This is a genomic window from Mesorhizobium amorphae (genome assembly GCF_014843845.1).
GTDB lineage: Bacteria > Pseudomonadota > Alphaproteobacteria > Rhizobiales > Rhizobiaceae > Mesorhizobium > Mesorhizobium amorphae_A.
Window position 1 is genome coordinate 51219 of the sequence record NZ_JHQS01000128.1, and the last position, 17162, is coordinate 68380.

A 17162-nucleotide genomic window follows, 5' to 3' on the forward strand; every position below is an offset into this window, starting at 1 on the left:
ATAGGCCGATTGCCGTGACCAAAGTCGATCTCGCCAATATCTACCGCGACTACATCGCCTGCCTGAACAGCCAGGATTGGTCGAAGCTCGGGCAGTTCGTTGACGACGAAGCGATCCACAATGGCCGGCGGATCGGCTTGTCGGGTTATCGCGAAATGCTGGAGAGGGACTTCGAGGACATTCCGGACCTTTATTTCAACGTCCGGATGCTGATTTCCGATCCGCCCTACATAGCGAGCCGGATTGCCTTCGACTGTACGCCAAAGGGAAGGTTCCTTGGCCTGGACGTAAACGGCAGGAGAGTGTCGTTCTCCGAGAACGTGATCTACGAATTTCGCGGCGGAAAGATCGTGGAAGTGTGGTCCGTTCTCGACAAGACCGCTATCGAAGCTCAGCTAAGTTAAGCTGCCACCTTCACCGGCGTCGCCTTCTTGACCGGGATGCGCACCGACACGATTGTGCCGACGCCTTCAGTCGAGCGGATCTTCAGTGCGCCGCCCTGCAGCTCGGCCAGCGAGCGCGAGATGGCCAGCCCGAGGCCGGATCCGGCATGGTTCTTGGAAAACTGGTTCTGCACCTGCTCGAACGGGCGGCCGAGCTTGCCCAGCGCTTCCTTGGGGATGCCGCAGCCATTGTCCTCGATGGTCAGCACCAGCGCGCCTGAGGTGTTGCGCGCCCTGACCGAAATGTGGCCGCCCTGTCCGGTGAACTTCACCGCGTTGGACAGCAGGTTGATGACGATCTGCTTGATCGCGCGCCGGTCGGCGTAGAGCCGCATCGAATCGGCGATGCGGGTTTCTACCGTGATCGATTTCTCGGCTGCCTGCAGCGAGACGACGCGCACGGTCTCCTTGATCAGCGGGCAGAGGTCGATTTCCTCGCGATCCACCGAGAACTGGCCGGCCTCGATCTTCGACATGTCGAGTATGTCGTTGATGACACCGAGCAGGTATTTGCCGCTGCCATTGATGTCGGTGGCATATTCCTCGTAGCGCGGCGAGCCGAGCGGCCCGAACAGGCCCTGTTCCATCAGTTCGGAAAATCCGATGATGGCGTTGAGCGGCGTGCGCAATTCGTGAGACATGTTGGCCAGGAATTCGGATTTGGCCCGGTTGGCCGCCTCGGCGCGCTCGGTCTCCTTCATGTATTTGCGATTGAGCTCGACGAGCTCGCGCGCCCGTTCCTCCTCCGCCCGGCGGGCAAGGCTGAGATCGTGGATCGTCGCCATCAGCCGGCGCTCGCTGTCGACCAGCTTTTCCTGGTGCAGCTTGATCTGGGTGATGTCGGAGCCGACCGAAACGGTGCCGCCATCCCTGGTCCGCAATTCGTTGACCTGCAGCCAGCGGCCATCGGCAAGCTGGCGTTCCAGCGTCACGCCCCCCTGCGGTCCGTTGCTGTTGGCGAGCCTGCGCTCCGAGGCGAAGGCCAGCATGTGCTCTTCCAGCGCCGTGCGCGCCGCGCCCGGCATCACGTCGCGGTCCGAAAGGCCGTTGTCCTTCTGGAACTTGGAATTGCACATGATCAGGTGCTCGGAAGCATCCCACAGCACGAAGGATTCGTTGATATTCTCGATCGCTGTCCTGAGCCTGAGATCCGCGGCTTCCGAGCGCAGCGCCAGATGCCGCTGTTCGGTTACGTCGACGGCAATGCCGATCAGCTGGATCTCCGGCGCTTCGGGGTCGATCACCTGGGCCCTGGCGCGCATCCACACCCATTGCCCGTCGGCATGCCGCATGCGGAACACCTGGTCGATATGGTCGATCTCGCGCTCGACGATGCGGTTGGCAAGATCGAACAGGTCGCCATCTTCGGGATGGATGATCTCGTCGACCTCGCCGAACGACAGCATCGTATCGCAGGGCTCGTAGCCCAGCATGTCGTACATCGAGCGCGACCAGTACATCTTGCCGCGCACCATGTCCCAGTCCCAAAGGCCGCAGCGACCGCGCACCAGCGCCATGTCGATGCGCTGGTGTGCTTCGAGGTAGATGCGGTCGGCGGCCTGAGCCCGCGCCGCCTGGCCGAAATAGGCATAGAGGATGATGATCAGCACGCCGGCCGTCAGCACGAACAGCGTGACGTTTAGGGAGACTGTCTTGCGCCAGCTGTCGAAGACCGCTTCCTGCGGCACCAGCACGGCGGCCGCGTTCTTGCGGCTCGCCGTCAGGCTCACCGCGGCGTACCAGTTCTGTCCGGCGATGCTGACGTTCATGACTCCGGCGCGCTCGCCGAACATGAACAGCGGCTGGCCACCCTGGACGAGGCTGTCGAGCGAGCGTCCTTGCCAGCCGGTCGACAGTGGCGACACGGCAATGATCTTGAAGGCGTCGTCGGTGATCGCCAGCACATGGCTTCGGCCCATGGCGCCCAGCCGGCCGGCATTCTCCAGAAGGTCCAGTGCGCCGGTGGAGGCGGCATTGGGGTCGGCGGCGATCGCGCTCGCCATTTGGCCCGCCGCCAGCGAGAGAATGGCCCTGGTGTCACGCTCGACTTCGTCGCGCTCGTTCATCAGCGACAGGACGCGCAGTGCCGCGATAACGACCAGGAACAGGATGATGAGGGCAGGGATCGAACGGCGCAGCAAGGGCTCGGCTGCCAAGAGCCGCCGGTAGGCGGGTTCGGCGATCAGCCGCGTGTTGCCCGCAAGCCCGTCGCCGCGCGCCTCACGCCGCTCAAAAGCCGTCCCTCCGGGCGCGCCCCACGCGTCCGCCTTGGCCATAAATGGCTACTCCCCGAATCCCTGTGCTTGACGACCCGGCAACAGCGCACGTCCGAATCGTCTCTAAGGAATCAAAGGTGATTCGCCTTGTCCAGAGGCGCGGCCAAAAAAGATTAAAAATCGACTAAAATAACGCCTTTCCGACCCGGCAGGCGCGATCTTCCCTTCTTCCCCCACAAGGGGGAGGGAAGGGCGCTCACGCCAGCGTGCGCTCCACAATGTCGCGCAAATCGGCCGACAGGTTTTCGGCACTGGCGATCTTGAGCAGCGCCTCCCTGGCCTTGGCCTGGCGGATTGGCTCCAGCGAGCGCCATGAGCGCAGCGCCGTCGCCAGCCTGGCCGCCACTTGCGGGTTGCGCTTTTCGACCGCGAGCACAGTCTCGCCAAAGAAGCGGTAGCCTTCGCCGTCGGCGCGGTGGAAGCCGGTCTGGTTGGCGCTGGAGAAGGTGCCGACCAGCGAGCGCACCCGGTTCGGATTGGCCATCGAGAACCCCGCGTGCTTCGTCAGAGCGCGCACCGTCTCGACGGTTTGCGGACCGGGCACGCCGGCCTGGATCTGGAACCACTTGTCCATCACCAATGCGTCGCTGCCATATTTCGTTTCGAAATCGGCCAGGGCTCTCGCCGCCTCGGGCGAGCCGCGATGGCGGTGTGCAAGCACGGTCAGCGCCGCGGCGCGGTCGGTCATGTTGGTGGCGGAACGGAAATGGCGGGCCGCGAGTTCGGTGCCTTCCGGCAGCAGCGTGAGATAGTCGAGCAGGATGTTGCGTAGCGACCGCCGCCCAGCGCTCGCCGCATCCGGGCTGAACGGCCCTTTGTCGGCAAGGCGATCGTAGAGACTGGTGAAGGTCTCGCGGTTCGCGTTGGCGATCGCCATCGCCAGCGCCTCGCGGGCGGTGAAGATCGCGTCCGGGTCGATGCCCTTGCCGATGTCGCGGGCGATGTCGGCCTCGCCGGGAAGCGCCAGCGCCAGCGCGCGGTAGGCCGGCTCCAGCGTCTCGTCGCCGGCGATCTTGCCGGCGAGTTCGGTCAGCCGCGCCGTGTAGACCGGCTCATTGCCGCCGAGGATCTGGCGGAAGGCCGCAATCAGTGCGTCGGTCAACAGCGTGTTGAACGCTTGCCAGCGCGAGAAGCTGTCGCTGTCATGGCCGGCCAGGAAGAACTGGTCGTCGGCCTTCTGCTCGACCGACAGCGTGATCGGCGCTGAGAAGCCGCGGTTGAGCGACACAGCCGGGCGCTCGGCCACGCCCGAGAAGCGCACGACCTGCCGGCGCTTGCGGATGTGGATGACGCCGTCCTCGACGGTGGCGCCCTCGACGCCTTCATAGGCGACGGGACTGCCATCGGCGCCGACCAGGCCGAAGGCCAACGGAATGTGCATCAGCCGCTTGCGGCTTTCCGACGGCGTCGGCGGCACCGACTGCTCGATCTCCAGCGTGAATTCCCGCGCCGCCGGATTGTGCCGCGAGCTCACCGTCAGGTTCGGCGTGCCGGCCTGATGGTACCAGAGCGCAAACTGCGACAGGTCGCGCCCGGAAACATCCTCGAACACTTTCAGGAAATCCTCGATCGTCGCCGCCTCGCCGTCATGGCGTTCGAAATAGAGGTCCATGCCGGCACGGAACGCGTCAGCGCCGAGGATGGTGCGGATCATGCGCACCACTTCCGAACCCTTTTCGTAGACCGTCGCCGTGTAGAAATTGTTGATCTCGCGGTAGCGGCGCGGCCGCACCGGATGTGCCAGCGGCCCCTGGTCCTCGGGGAATTGATGCGCGCGCAGCGTACGCACCTCGGCGATGCGCTTCACCGCCCGCGAGCGCTGGTCGGCGGAGAATTCGTGGTCGCGAAAGACCGTCAGCCCTTCCTTCAGGCAAAGCTGGAACCAGTCGCGGCAAGTGATTCTGTTGCCGGTCCAATTGTGGAAATACTCATGCGCGATGATCGCCTCGATATTGGCGAAATCGGCATCGGTCGCGGTCTCCTCGTCGGCCAGCACATATTTGTCGTTGAAGACGTTGAGGCCCTTGTTCTCCATCGCCCCCATGTTGAAGTCGGACACGGCGACGATGTTGAAGACGTCGAGATCGTATTCGCGCCCGAAGGCTTCTTCATCCCACGTCATCGACCGCTTCAGCGCATCCATCGCGTAGCTGGCGAGCCGCTCCTTGCCGGGTTCGACAAAGATGCCGAGCTCGACTTCGCGGCCGGACATGGTGATGAAGCTGTCGGCCACCTTGCCGAGCGCGCCGGCCACCAGCGCGAACAGATAGGATGGCTTGGGGAAGGGATCGTGCCAGACCGCGTAGTGCCAGCCGTCGGCAAGGTTGCCGCTGCCGGCCGGGTTGCCGTTGGACAGAAGCAGCGGCGCCTCGTCCAGCTTAGCCTCGATGCGCACCGTGTAGACCGACAAGATGTCGGGACGGTCGAGGAAATAGGTGATGCGGCGAAAGCCCTCGGCCTCGCATTGCGTGCAGTAGACAGAGTTGGAGCGATAGAGGCCCATGAGAGTTTCGTTGCCCGCCGGCGCGACTTCGGTCTCGATCAGCAACTGGAAGCGGGGCGCCGCCGGCGGCCGGGAAATTGTCAGTTGATCCGGCGTCGCCAGGAAATCCGTGGACTGAAGCTCGCGGCCGTCGATGGCGACACGGATGAGCGTCAGTCCGTCACCATCCAGAACCAGCGGTGCAGATGCCGCGACGCCGTCACGGCGTTCGATCGTCAAGGTTGCGGTGACGCGGGTCGCCTCCGGGGAAAGGCGGAAAACAAGGCTGGTTTCCAAAATGAGATAGTCGCTGGGGCGATAGTCTTCGAGCCTGAAGACATGGCCGGTATCGGTGCGCATTCCCTTGGGTTTCCCGTCGATTTTCGTGGCGGAAAGTGTGTCCGCTGGTCCAAAAAATTCGAAGTCCGCGCTCTTTACACGAAACGGTCACTCGACAAAACTGCACCAGTGCCTATTTCAGGCACTCGTTTCCCAATCATCGCGAGGCATTCATGACCGTCGTCACACCGAAATTCGGCATGGGCGCGTCCGTGTTGCGGCGCGAGGACCAGGCTTTCATCAAGGGCGAGGGGCGTTACACCGACGACATCAGCCCTGCCGGCTTGCTGCACGGCTATGTGCTGCGCTCGCCGGTCGCCAAGGCGAGCTTCACCATCGCCTCGACCGAAGCGGCAAGGGCCGCGCCTGGCGTCCATCTGGTGCTGACCGGTGCCGATCTCACCCATCTCGGCAAGCTGAAGTCCGGCGTCATGCAGCGGCAGCCCGACGGCACCAAGGCGCCGACCCGCGACATCCCGATCCTGTGCAGCGACAGGGTCAATTATGTCGGCGATGCCGTCGCCTTCGTCGTTGCCGACAGCCGCGCGCTGGCGCAGGACGCGGCCGAGATGATCGAGGTCGACTACGACAGCGAGGATGCCGCCTCCGGCACCGCCACCGCGTTGGATGAAGGCACGCCGCTGGTCTGGCCGGAACTCGGCTCCAACCGCGCCTTCACCTACCATATCGGCGACAAGGCCCGGACTGCGGCTGCCTTTGCCAAGGCCGCGCACGTCACCCGCATCGAGTTCGTCAACAACCGGTTGGTCTGCAACTACATGGAGCCGCGCTCGGCGATCGGCGAATGGAATGTGGACGAGAACCGCTTCGTGCTGACCACGGGGTCTCAGGGCGTGCATTCGATGCAGTACATCATCGCCGACCTGTTCAAGATCAAGAAGAGTGAGCTGCGCGTCATCACGCCGGATGTCGGCGGCGGCTTCGGGCCGAAGAGTTTCGTCTATCGTGAATATCCGCTGGTGCTGGAGGCGGCCAAGCGGCTGGGGCGCCCGGTCAAATGGGCGGGCGACCGCACCGAGCACTTCCTCACCGACGCGCAAGGCCGCGACAATGTCGTCAAAGCCGAAATGGCCCTCGACAAGGACGGCCGCTTCCTCGGCATGAAGGTCGACTTATTGGCCAATATGGGCGCCTATGTCTCGCAATACGGCCCGTTCATCCCCTATGTCGGCGTCACCATGTCGACCGGCGTCTACGATATCGGGGCGCTCGACGTGTCGGTGACCGGCCTCTACACCAACACCTGCCCGGTCGACGCCTATCGCGGCGCCGGCCGCCCGGAGGCGGCTCTGCTGCTGGAGAAGCTCGTCGACGCCTGCGCCCACGACCTCGGCCTGCCGGTCGAGGAGATACGGCGGAAGAATTTCATCCGCCCCGAGCAATTCCCCTACCGCACGCAGACCGACCGCCTCTACGACACCGGCGAATTCGCCGGCCACATGGACCGCGCCATCGAGCAGGCCGAGTGGAAGGCGTTCCCGAAGCGGCTCGAACAGTCGAAGGCAGCCGGAAAGATCCGCGGTATCGGCATGGCGACCTATATCGAGGCCTGTGCCTTTCCGGGCTCGGAGCCGGCCTTTGTCGAGCTGAACGGCGATGGTACCGTGACGCTTAAGATCGGCACCCAGACCAACGGTCAGGGCCACGCCACCGCCTATGCGCAGTTCCTGTCGGAAAAGCTCAATCTGCCGATCGAAAAAATCCATGTCCGGCAGGGCGACACCGACGAGTTGAAGGACGGCGGCGGCACTGGCGGCTCGCGCTCCATTCCCCTTGGCGGCGTATCGGCGTCACGCGCCGGCGAGGACCTCGCCAACAAGATCAAGCGCATCGCCGCCGACGAACTGGAAGCCTCGGCCGGCGACATCGAACTCTCCGATGGCGTCGCCCGCATCGTCGGCACCGACCGCACGATCGATTTTTCCAGCATCGCCAAGGCGGCCAAGACGCCGGACGATCTCAAAGGTTTCGGCGAATTCGTCCAGGATGAATGCACGTATCCGAATGGCACCCATATCTGCGAGGTCGAGATCGATCCCGACACCGGCACGACGGACATCGTGCGCTACACCATCGTCGACGATTTCGGCGTCACGGTGAACCCGATCCTGCTTGCTGGCCAGGTGCATGGCGGCGTCGTCCAGGGCATAGGCCAGGCGCTGACCGAAGACACCGTGTATGGCGAGGATGGCCAGCTTCTGACGGCGAGCTTCATGGATTATGCCATGCCGCGCGCCGACAATTTCCCGTTCTTCCATTTCGAGACCCGCAACGTGCCTTCGACCACCAACGCACTGGGCATCAAGGGCGCCGGCGAGGCCGGCACGATCGGCGCGACACCGGCCGCGCTCAACGCGGTGACCGACGCGCTCTGGCGCGCCCACGGCATCAGGCATATCGAGATGCCGGCAACGCCGGCGCGCATCTGGGCGGCGATCCAGGAAGCATCGCCGGCGTGACGGCGGAGAAGAAGGCCGAGCCGAAGGTTGGCGGCGATCATGCCGTCGGCCACAGCACATTGCGGGGCATCGCGCTCAAGATCGTTTCGGTGGCGGTCTTCGTCGGCATGTCGACCTGCATCAAGGCGGCAGGCACGGTGCCGGCAGGGCAGATCGTCTTCTTCCGCTCCTTCTTCGCCATCTTTCCGATCATTGCCTTCCTCGCCTTCAGGGGAAAGCTCGGCACCGCGTTCACGACCAAACGGCCGTTCAACCACGTCGCGCGCGGTGTCGTCGGCGTCGGTGCCATGGGGCTCGGCTTCTTCGCGCTGACCAGACTGCCGCTGCCAGAGGCGATCACGCTCAACTATGCCCAGCCGTTGCTGGTGGTGGTGTTCTCCTCGATCTTCCTCGGCGAGGCGATCCGCGTCTATCGCTGGAGTGCTGTCGCGGTCGGCCTTGTCGGCGTGCTGATCATCTCCTGGCCGGAACTGACGCTGCTGCGTTCGGGCGCCGCGCTTGGCGACCAGGAGGTGCTCGGCGTGATTGCCGCGCTGATTGCCGCCGCGATCTCGGCCGTCGCCATGCTTCTGGTGCGCAACCTCGTCCAGACCGAGAAGACTGCGACCATCGTGCTCTGGTTCTCTTCGACGGCGAGCGTCATGTCGCTGTTGTCGCTGCCGTTCGGCTGGCAGGCGTTGACGCCGGGCCAGACGGCGCTGCTGGTCGCGGCCGGGTTCTGCGGCGGGCTCGGCCAGATTCTGATGACGGCGGCCTACCGCCATGCCGAGGCCTCGGTCGTGGCGCCGTTCGAATACACCTCGATGATCCTCGGCGTCGTCGTCGGCTACCTGGTGTTCGGCGACGTGGCGTCACTCAACATGCTGGCCGGCGGCGCGATCGTCGTAGCCGCCGGCATCTTCATCATCTGGCGCGAGCGGCAGTTGGGGCTTGAGCGCACACGCACCCGAAAGGCTACGCCGCCGCAGGGCTGACTTCGTTCTGTCGAGTTCCTTCAAACCTCGCGACCTTTCCCGTTACGACACCTTCGCCGCCTGTTCCTTCGCCATCCGCACCAGCACCGTTCTCGTCGGCTCGTCGGCCGGGAAAAAGGACTCGATCGCCAGTTCCGACAGCGTCACATCGAGCGGCGTGCCGAAGACGGTGATGGTGCTGATGAAGGACAGCACCTGGTCGCCATGCGCGAGCCTCAGCGGATGGACGATACCATCAGGCTCGACCGGAACGGGACGACCGCCCTTGAGGCCGGACGGATAGGACCGCAGTTCACGCTCCAGCTCGATCAGCACCGGATCGCCGCTGGCATCGTTCTGGTGCTTCAGCCGCTCCAGCAGATGCGCCCGCCATTCCGCCAAATTGACGATGCGCGGCGCGACGCCGCCCGGATGCAGGCTAAGCCGCAGCACATTGACCGGCGGTTTGAGCAAGGACGCTTCGCTGATATCCGCCAGCAGCGGGCCGACGGCGGCATTCGCCGAAACCAGGTTCCAGTGCCGGTCCACCGCCAGAGCAGGGAATGGCTCGTGCCCCCTGAGCACGGTTTCGACCGCAGCCATCGCCGGCGCCAGCGTCGTGTCGGTGAGCGACCGCTCGCTGAAGCTTGGCGCAAATCCCGCCGCCAGCAAAAGCTGGTTGCGTTGCCGCAGCGGGATCGACAGCTGTTCGGCTAGATGCAGCACCATGTCGCGCGAGGGCGCCGCGCGACCACTCTCGACGAAGCTTAGGTGCCGTTGCGAGATCTCGGCCTCCATGGCGAGGTCGAGCTGGCTCATGCGCCTGCGCGTGCGCCATTCGCGGATCAGGCTGCCGGCGGAACTCTGGGCTGTTGTCATGGGGCATGGTTAGGCCGGCAGCGGACGCATTTCAATTACCTACGGAGTAGTCGGCGTTCGTGCCAAAGCTGAACATCGGCTACATCACCGCAACGCATCTTCAACCATCGCGCGAAGTTTTGACGCTCGTTCGCGATTGAGAAGCCACGGACGGACTATCTTACTCACCGGGTTCGACTAAGCGAGGTGGACGCATGGGATCTCATGCTTAAGGGCTACATAGTCACTATGGTTATCGTCGCCGCGGTCGCGTTGTTGATGACCGTCAAGGATTTGGCGACGCTTTTGCTCTTTGTGACGCTTGGCCTTGGCATTCCGTTGCTTTTTGCCTCGACACTGCTGGTCTACATGGCTTGCCTTTTGCCCCTGGTGCTGGCGATCCCCAATCGAAGGATGGTGCTGATCTGCCTGCCGCTTTCGCTGGCGCTTGCGGCTGCCTGGATGTTTGTTCCTAACTGGCAATCGATGCGGCAGGCAAAGGCAGCCGCGGCCGAATTGGCTGCTGGCGATATTCAACCTTCTCAACCGATGACGGCCAGAACGTTAGAACTGCTGCGTCCTGAATCGTTTACCTACGGCCTGGGTGGCTATCTCCTGCCAAATGAACCGTGTTCGGCCTTCTGTCGCAAACTTCTACTGGGCGGCGAGGCGGACTGGGTCCGCATTGTCATGGCCGGTGGGGGCACGACGCTTTATGCGGCAGCGGCCGGCGCGGCATGCGCCGTGCCCGGCGACCCAACCACGAACGATGAAAAATGTATCCTGTTCCGAGAGGACCGCGGAGAGCCGGCCGGGCTCGTTGTGGAAATCAGTGAACAAAACTCGAGACCGATGCTTGGCGCGGCAAACGCACGGATCGTGACGATGCAGCGCCGGGAGAGCGACGGGCTGCAGGAAGTCCTACGGCACACAGAAACCACCTTCAACGTGATAAGGCAGGGGTCGCTGTTAGTGCCACGGTTCTCCGGCTTAAGTAGCAGCGGTGTGGAGTTCTGGAAAAGCTCTAAGTCGTTCAACAAAACGGACTTCGAAGCATTGCTTCGCGCGGTGGGTTACAAGATGCCGGAGGTCGGAGGCTTGAAGCCCGCCGGAAAAGCCAACCGGCCCTGGGAAGAACAGCCCAGCGCCGAGCAGACGCGCGCCGTGCTCTCGCTTTTGGATATTTCGGGCGACACCTCTTTCAATCGGGACCAGAACAGCGCGATCGACAATTGGATGATGCATGCCCGAGGGTACAAAGAGTGGCCAACGGACCGCATCGAATTCCTGCGTAGGATCACGCGTGACAGGCGCGTTACGTTCGTCCCAAGTTTCGATCAGCTGCTTTCACGCAATCCGACGGTCGCTGCCGCCCTTATGTCCGATGTCCTGGACCGTGCCGATGCGAACGGCAATGACGGAGATTCTAACCCTGGTTATGAAGGTGTCCTGGCCATGCAAAGGATCGACCCGGCGGTCCTGACCCCTTATGCGCCGCGTATTCTTGCCTTGATCGACAGAGGCGGAAGCATAAAGCAGGTCACGCTCTATTCGGTTGGCCGGATCGGCGTCGATCCCGCACCCTATCTTAGCCCTATGCGCCGGGAGTATGGGGCGATCGAAGGCTGGAAGGTGCGTGCTGCGTGTCTGTCCGAGGCCAAGTGGGGACCGTCGCTCATCCCTCTGTTGCGCGAGCTGGCCACCAGCGTGGACTTGGCCAGGCCACGCTCCGACATAGAATCCGTGCTAAAAGCACTGCTTCGCCACGGCGACCGCGCCTTTGTCGAGCGGGTGATCGCTCGCAGTGGCTGGTCGGACGCGGATCGAGCCTACCAGCGCCTGATAGACGAGTGGAATCGTAAGGGCTCGAGCGAACAATTCTGCTAAACGGATCACCCGAGCGCCCGCAGCTTCGCCTTCACCTCGAGAAAATCCCGCCAGGCCAGCTTCTTGTGCGCCGGCGTTCTGAGCAGATAGGCCGGGTGCAGGGTCGGCATGGCCGGAATGGCGATGCCCGACGCGGTGGTATGGACGCGCCAGTTGCCGCGCAGCCGCAGGATACCTTCGGTGGTGTTGAGCAAGGTCTTGGCCGAGGGGCCGCCGAGATTGACCAGCACCTTGGGATTGACCAGCTCGATCTGCCTTTCGATGAACGGGCGGCAGATTTCGGTCTCGTGCGGGGTCGGCGTGCGGTTGCCCGGCGGCCGCCACGGGATGACATTGGCGATATAGGCCGATGTCCGGTCGAGGCCGATCGCCGCCAGCATGCGGTCGAGCAGCCGGCCGGAGCGGCCGACAAAGGGCAGGCCTTCGAGGTCCTCGTCCCGGCCCGGCGCCTCGCCGACCAACATCAGGTCCGCGTTCGGGTTGCCGTCCGCGAACACCAGGTTCTTGGCGGTGAATTTGAGGTTGCAGCCGTCGAAGGCCGCCATGTACTGGCGCAGCTCCTCCAAGGTTGACGCCGTCGCCGCCAGTTGCCGTGCAAGTGCGGCCTGCGCCTCGTCCGGTACCGTCGCTGCGCCAGCAGGCGCGCGCGCGGGTGGCGCGTCCGGCAACCGGCTCATGTCGGGCCGTGACGGCGCTGATGGTGGTTGCTGTTGAACGCTTTCGCGCGCGGGCGTCGCTGCCATCGGCGCGCGCTCCGCCGGTTTCGGCGCCGCCTCGGCAAACCGGTTCACCGGCGCGTCCTCGAGCGCGTCGTCGACGCCGGCACTGGCATAGAAGGCGAGCAGGTCGGCGAGGTCGGATCGGTTGATGGGGGAGGCGGCAGTCATGCCGCCACCATCGTTCGCGCGGCATGAATTTGCAAGGTTGGACCGTGCGTTGAACTATGGCGGCATACTTCATCCGGTTGGTATGCGTGGATCTTGCACCATATAAAACGTCCAGCGCGGCGTGTAGTCGGTGATCAGGAATTCGAAGCGGCCCGTCATCAGCGGATCGATCTTGCCGTTCTTGAACAGCAGCCGGTCATAGGGTTCGAAGTCGCGGTCGAAATCGGCAAAACTGCTCGATATGATGTTGTAGGGCGTCTTGTTGCGCTGGTCGAACGACAGGCCGTCGCCGAATACGCTCGGCTGGTTGAGGATCTCTTGCAGCTCGAACTGGAACTCGACCCAAGCCTGGCCGCTGTTGTTGAGCACTTCGATGCGCATGTACATGATGCCGTTGGCGACATCGCCGGCCCTGCCGAACGCCTCGATCGGTTTGGTGGTACGGATGGTCAGCGTCACCGGCGTCGCCGAATTCAGCTCTTCGGTGATGACGATCGGATCGTCCTTGGTGCCGATGCCCGAAATGCCGGTGATGTGGAAGCCGCCGAGTTCGTCGGAAAAGGAATAGGCGCCGGTCGCCCAGACCTTCAGCTGCTCGCTATGGGCCTCGGTGGCAACCAGCGGCGAAAGGAGCAGAAGAGCCACGCGGCAGGCCTGGCCGGGCATGGAGAAGAAGCGCGTCAATGAAAAGCCGGATGGCTCAGGCGGGCGCATGCGGCGAAGTATGGCCGATAAGCAAGCCGCCGAACAATTGAAAAAGCTGCAGCCGGATGTTTCTACCCATCAGCCGCGACTTTTTGTCGAAATCGGTATTGTCACGCCAGCGCCGGTTTCCCGTCGCGTATTGATGCGCTATGCAGCGGATAAGCCAGCAAGATACCCGGATGGGATAAGCCAGTGCGGAGGGGTTGATGAGCGACATCGAACGCGAGAGCATGGAATTCGACGTGGTCATCGTCGGCGCGGGCCCGGCCGGCCTTGCCGCCGCGATCCGCCTCAAGCAGGTCAATCCCGAGCTTTCCGTCGTCGTCCTGGAAAAGGGCGGTGAGGTCGGCGCCCACATCCTGTCCGGCGCCGTCGTCGATCCGATCGGCATCGACCGCCTGCTGCCGGGCTGGCGCGAGGAAGAGGGGCATCCCTTCAAGACGCCGGTCACCGACGACCATTTCCTGGTTCTCGGCCCTGCCGGCTCGTTCCGCCTGCCCAACATCTTGATGCCGCCGCTGATGAACAATCACGGCAACTACATCGTCTCGCTCGGCAATGTCTGCCGCTGGCTGGCGACCAAGGCCGAGGGGCTCGGCGTCGAAATCTATCCGGGTTTTGCAGCGGCGGACCTGCTCTACAACGATGCGGGTGCCGTCACCGGCGTCATCACCGGCGACATGGGCGTCGAGAAGGACGGCACGCACGGCCCGGGCTTCGCGCCGGGCATGGCGCTGATGGGCAAATATGTGCTGATCGGCGAGGGCGCGCGCGGCTCGCTGGCCAAGCAACTGATCGCCAAATACAAGCTTTCCGAAGGCCGCGAGCCGGCCAAGTTCGGCATCGGCCTCAAGGAACTCTGGCAGGTCAAGCCGGAGAACCACAAGCCCGGCCTGGTGCAGCATTCCTTCGGCTGGCCGCTCGACATGAAGACCGGCGGCGGCTCCTTCCTCTACCATCTCGAGGACAACCAGGTCGCGGTCGGTTTCGTCCTCCACCTCAATTATAAGAACCCGTATCTGTCGCCGTTCGAGGAATTCCAGCGCTTCAAGACCCATCCGGCCATCGCCGGCACCTTCGCCGGCGCCAAACGGCTGGGCTATGGCGCGCGCGCCATCACCGAGGGCGGCTTTCAGTCGGTGCCGAAACTGTCCTTCCCAGGCGGCGCGCTGATGGGTTGCGCTGCGGGCTTCGTCAACGTGCCGCGCATCAAGGGCTCGCACAATGCGGTGCTGTCGGGAATACTGGCGGCCGAGCACGTCGCCGAAGCCATCGGCGCCGGCCGCGCCAATGACGAACTGACATCCTACGAAGCGGCATGGCGCGCGACCGACATCGGCAAGGACCTGAAGAAGGTGCGCAACGTCAAGCCCCTGTGGTCGCGCTTCGGCACCATCATCGGCGTCGGCCTCGGCGGCCTCGATATGTGGCTGAACACGCTGTTCGGCTTCTCGCCCTTCGGCACGCTGAAGCACGGCAAGGCCGACTATGCGACACTGGAGCCTGCCGCCAAGCACGAGAAGATCGCCTATCCCAAGCCCGACGGCGTGCTGACCTTCGACCGCCTCTCCTCGGTGTTCCTGTCCAACACCAATCACGAGGAAAACGAACCGGTGCATCTGCTGGTCGCCGACATGGCCCTGCAGCAGCGCTCCGAGCACGACGTCTTTGCCGGCCCTTCGACGCGCTACTGCCCGGCCGGCGTTTATGAATGGGTCGACAAGGACGGCAACGCCGCCGCGGACCCGACGGCCAAGGACGTGCGCTTCGTCATCAACGCGCAGAACTGCGTCCACTGCAAGACCTGCGACATCAAGGACCCGAACCAGAACATCAATTGGGTGCCGCCACAAGGCGGCGAAGGCCCGGTCTATCAAAACATGTAAGCCACGCGCCGACCGGGCCGTCTCGACCGCCGCCGACAAAAATGCCGGAGAGGGCCCGTCTGCCAGAGCATGTGAGACATTAGGACTGTTGAAACTGCCACGCGCTTGTGGTTCCATTCTCGGACGATAGGGAGATGGCCAATGCGCCTGGCGGTTCTGACATGCCTCGTGGCGATCGCCGCCCTGTGCGGTTCCGCTGCGGCCGCCTCGGCCGGCAGCAAGGTGGTGGTCAAGACCAGGACCTATGACATCACCGGGACCACGGGATTGGCGCTGATGGAAGCCATGGACCGCAAAGGGCCGAAGCACGGCTTCATGACGCATGCCATCGCGCAGACCGGCTATACCGTCGACTGGGACCTTGACGCCGGCCAGGACAATGGCGTCTGCCGCATGCGGGGGGCCAACGGCACGCTCAATCTATTCTATACCTATCCCCGTGTCGCCTCAGCCACGACGCCAGCGCTCCAGAAGCGCTGGAAGCGGTTCTTCGCCGGCGTCCGCGCTCATGAGGAAACCCACGGCCGCATTGCCCGGGAGATGATGCGCGCCACCGAGAGGTCGATCCGGGGGCTGAAAGTTGCCGACGACCCGTTCTGCTACAAGACACAACGCGAGGCGCGGCGGCGTATCAAGGCCGCCTATGCCGCATACGAGGCGAAACAGAACGCTTTCGATGCCCGCGAGCATCGGAACGGTGGTCATGTCGAGCACCTCATTATCGCTTTGATCAAGCCTTGAAGGCTCTTCATCCAAGGCGGACGCGGATGAACGCGCTCCCGCCACCCTTCGGGGTGTGAAGGGTCACGGCGACTTTCGTTCTGCGCACCATTTGCGCCACGCCGCTGAAGTCACGCAAGGGAACTCGTATCAGCCTGGCGTCTTGCCATCCGACTGCCCCATCGCCGCGAGAGCCGTCTCATGCTCGTCAGGCTTCTTGTCATCGGGCCGCAGCGAGAACTCCACCATCACAGGAAGATGGTCGGAGCCGGTGTCCTCCAGCCGCGATGCCGAATGGATGACGACGGCACCCTTGCTGAAGACCTGATCGATCGGCAGCCCGGCGTAGCGCCGCAGGAAGTCCGGCAGCTTGAGAAGGGTCCAGGTCGGCCCGGCCGAGGGCATCACCGTCAGTCCGCCGAGCGAGGCGACGCGCCGCACGGCCGCGCTCCACGGCACGGCGTTGCAGTCGCCCGCCATAATTGCCGTCTCGCCGAGCGAGGAGAGTTGCTGCGACAACTCGCCGATCTGCCATGACTGTTCCCGCGGCCATGGCCAGCTGAGATGGATGGCGGCGACTTCGACGGTGGTGCCACCAAAATCGACCTTCGCAATCGCCATCGCGCCGCGCCGTTCGCACCAGGGCTCGCTGCCGGCGACAAAGGGTCGCCTGGAGAGCAACGCGACACCGAACACGCCGTTGGGATAGGGGCATAGGATCCGGTAGGGATAGGCGCTGGTGATGTAGCCAAGCTCGGTCGTCCACATCTCCGACACCTCGTCGAGGGTAATCACGTCGGGATTGGTCCGGCCGATCAGCGACAGTACCTTCTTCGGCGTCGGATTGTCGTAGCGCAAATTCATCTGCAGCAGTCTGTAGACGATCTGGTTGGCGGGTATGGTGTCCGCCTGCACCTGCCACAGGCGCGGCAAGGCGTTCGACGTCGTGGCGAAGGCCGCCACCGCAAAGACGAGCGCCGCGGCCGCCTGCAGGCGAAACGAGGTGGCAAGCAGCGGCAAGGCGCACAATGCCATCAGCACGGCCAGATGGACACGGAAGTGGGAGAATGAATCGAAAGCCGGATGCAGCGTGCCAAAAAACCCGGCCACCAGCGCGGCCGAGAGACCCAGCATTGCCAGGAACGCCATCGAAGCCATCATGTTTCGCACGCGTGCCATCAGACCAGGGTTTGCCTCGCCGAGGAGTCCAGCCTGTTTATCGGCCAAAATGCGGCCCAATCAAGAT

13 protein-coding genes are annotated in these 17162 nt (G+C 63.7%); 6 read left to right on the plus strand and 7 right to left on the minus strand.

Going from position 1 to position 17162, the window contains the following annotated elements; all coding sequences use genetic code 11:
• Positions 1-14: 14 nt before the first annotated feature.
• Complete coding sequence (locus tag DH08_RS33370) at positions 15-404, plus strand: ester cyclase (RefSeq protein WP_192183500.1); 390 nt, start codon at positions 15-17, stop codon at positions 402-404.
• Here the strand turns inward: DH08_RS33370 and DH08_RS33375 are convergent.
• Together DH08_RS33375 and pepN are read right to left on the minus strand one after the other, a co-directional pair.
• Complete coding sequence (locus DH08_RS33375) at positions 401-2719, minus strand: PAS domain-containing sensor histidine kinase (RefSeq protein WP_192183459.1); 2319 nt, start codon at positions 2717-2719, stop codon at positions 401-403. The two genes, DH08_RS33370 and DH08_RS33375, sit on opposite strands and share 4 nt — an antisense overlap.
• 196 nt (positions 2720-2915) lie before the next feature.
• Entirely contained in the window at positions 2916-5561 is a 2646-nt protein-coding gene (gene pepN / locus DH08_RS33380) for an aminopeptidase N (protein ID WP_192183460.1), read from the minus strand.
• Positions 5562-5713: 152 nt separating this feature from the next.
• On the opposite strand from pepN, the gene DH08_RS33385 reads away from it, so the two are divergent.
• Together DH08_RS33385 and DH08_RS33390 are read left to right on the plus strand one after the other, a co-directional pair.
• Entirely contained in the window at positions 5714-8020 is a 2307-nt protein-coding gene (locus DH08_RS33385; RefSeq protein ID WP_192183461.1) for a xanthine dehydrogenase family protein molybdopterin-binding subunit, read from the plus strand.
• Positions 7933-8994 carry a DMT family transporter gene (locus DH08_RS33390; protein ID WP_210329000.1) on the plus strand — a complete coding sequence of 354 codons (1062 nt, stop codon included), beginning with the start codon at positions 7933-7935 and terminating at the stop codon, positions 8992-8994. Before DH08_RS33385 ends, DH08_RS33390 begins: the two co-directional genes overlap by 88 nt.
• Positions 8995-9036: 42 nt before the next feature.
• On the opposite strand, the gene DH08_RS33395 is transcribed toward DH08_RS33390, so the two are convergent.
• Entirely contained in the window at positions 9037-9852 is an 816-nt protein-coding gene (locus tag DH08_RS33395) for a helix-turn-helix domain-containing protein (RefSeq protein WP_192183463.1), read from the minus strand.
• A 204-nt stretch (positions 9853-10056) separates the two neighbouring features.
• Between DH08_RS33395 and DH08_RS33400 the strand changes: the two genes are divergently transcribed.
• Positions 10057-11718, plus strand: coding sequence for a hypothetical protein (locus tag DH08_RS33400; RefSeq protein ID WP_192183464.1), 1662 nt, complete (start codon positions 10057-10059; stop codon positions 11716-11718).
• A gap of 5 nt (positions 11719-11723) precedes the next feature.
• On the opposite strand, the gene DH08_RS33405 is transcribed toward DH08_RS33400, so the two are convergent.
• The 3 genes from DH08_RS33405 to DH08_RS33415 form a co-directional block, all read right to left on the minus strand.
• The gene (locus DH08_RS33405; RefSeq protein ID WP_192183465.1) at positions 11724-12605 is read right to left on the minus strand and encodes a uracil-DNA glycosylase; all 882 of its coding nucleotides are present in this window, start codon (positions 12603-12605) and stop codon (positions 11724-11726) included.
• 69 nt (positions 12606-12674) lie between these two features.
• Entirely contained in the window at positions 12675-13319 is a 645-nt protein-coding gene (locus DH08_RS33410; RefSeq protein ID WP_192183466.1) for a hypothetical protein, read from the minus strand.
• Positions 13306-13527 carry a hypothetical protein gene (locus DH08_RS33415; RefSeq protein WP_192183467.1) on the minus strand — a complete coding sequence of 74 codons (222 nt, stop codon included), beginning with the start codon at positions 13525-13527 and terminating at the stop codon, positions 13306-13308. The genes DH08_RS33410 and DH08_RS33415 overlap by 14 nt, the downstream gene beginning before the upstream one ends.
• On the opposite strand from DH08_RS33415, the gene DH08_RS33420 reads away from it, so the two are divergent.
• Both DH08_RS33420 and DH08_RS33425 read left to right on the plus strand, forming a co-directional pair.
• Positions 13517-15196, plus strand: coding sequence for an electron transfer flavoprotein-ubiquinone oxidoreductase (locus DH08_RS33420; protein WP_192183468.1), 1680 nt, complete (start codon positions 13517-13519; stop codon positions 15194-15196). The genes DH08_RS33415 and DH08_RS33420 overlap by 11 nt on opposite strands.
• A gap of 141 nt (positions 15197-15337) precedes the next feature.
• Positions 15338-15937 carry a DUF922 domain-containing protein gene (locus tag DH08_RS33425; RefSeq protein WP_192183469.1) on the plus strand — a complete coding sequence of 200 codons (600 nt, stop codon included), beginning with the start codon at positions 15338-15340 and terminating at the stop codon, positions 15935-15937.
• Between the two features lie 129 nt (positions 15938-16066).
• On the opposite strand, the gene DH08_RS33430 is transcribed toward DH08_RS33425, so the two are convergent.
• On the minus strand, positions 16067-17095 hold the full coding sequence (locus tag DH08_RS33430) for an endonuclease/exonuclease/phosphatase family protein (RefSeq protein ID WP_192183470.1): 1029 nt from the start codon (positions 17093-17095) through the stop codon (positions 16067-16069).
• Positions 17096-17162: the final 67 nt, after the last annotated feature.